General features: G+C 65.3%; 1 protein-coding gene. It reads right to left on the reverse strand.

Annotated features, from left to right (window positions below):
- Positions 1 to 1,120, reverse strand: a 1,120-nt coding sequence (treS, locus tag F9B16_RS50460; protein WP_151547353.1) for a maltose alpha-D-glucosyltransferase, incomplete at both ends; no start/stop codon positions are given.

A 1,120-nucleotide genomic window follows, 5' to 3' on the forward strand; every position in this document is an offset into this window, starting at 1 on the left:
CGATCTCGCGGGTGAAGGCGAGGACGGAGGGGTTGGAGGCGGACAGTTCGACGTAGGTGCCGACGCCGAAGACGGGGTGGCGCTGCCGGATCTCGATCATCTTGCGGGTCCAGTGCAGGAGGGATCCGGGGTTGTTGACCTGGGCTTCGACGTTGACGGCTTGGTAGCCGTAGATGGGGTCCATGATGACGGGGAGGTAGAGGCGGGCGGGGTCGCATTGGGAGAAGCCGGCGTTGCGGTCGGGGGTCCATTGCATGGGGGTGCGGACGGCGTCGCGGTCGCCGAGCCAGATGTTGTCGCCCATGCCGATCTCGTCGCCGTAGTACAGGACGGGTGAGCCGGGCAGGGACAGCAGCAGGGCGGTGAACAACTCCAACTGGTTGCGGTCGTTGTCCAGGAGGGGGGCCAGGCGGCGGCGGATGCCGATGTTGGCTTTCATGCGGGGGTCTTTGGCGTATTCGGTGTACATGTAGTCGCGTTCTTCGTCGGTGACCATCTCCAGGGTGAGTTCGTCGTGGTTGCGCAGGAAGATGCCCCATTGGCAGGATTCGGGGATCTTGGGGGTCTGGGCCATGATCTCGGAGATGGGGTAGCGCTGTTCGCGGCGGACGGCCATGAAGATGCGGGGCATGACGGGGAAGTGGAAGGCCATGTGGCATTCGTCGCCGCCGGCGCCGGGGTCGCCGAAGTATTCGACGACGTCGGCGGGCCATTGGTTGGCTTCGGCGAGCAGGACGCGGTCGGGGTAGAGGCGGTCGACTTCGGCGCGGACGCGTTTGAGGTAGGCGTGGGTTTCGGGGAGGTTCTCGCAGTTGGTGCCTTCGCGGGCGTACAGGTAGGGGACGGCGTCCAGGCGGAAGCCGTCGATGCCGAGGTCGAGCCAGAAGCGCAGGACTTCCAGCATGGCGTCCTGGACGGCGGGGTTGTCGTAGTTGAGGTCGGGTTGGTGGGAGAAGAAGCGGTGCCAGTAGTACTGGCCGCGGACGGGGTCGTAGGTCCAGTTGGAGGATTCGGTGTCGACGAAGATGATGCGGGCGTCGGGGTATTTGTCGTCGGTGTCGTTCCACATGTAGAAGTCGCCGAACGGCCCGTCCGGATCCGTCCGCGACGCCTGGAACCA

The sequence above is a fragment of the Actinomadura montaniterrae genome (genome assembly GCF_008923365.1).
GTDB lineage: Bacteria > Actinomycetota > Actinomycetes > Streptosporangiales > Streptosporangiaceae > Spirillospora > Spirillospora montaniterrae.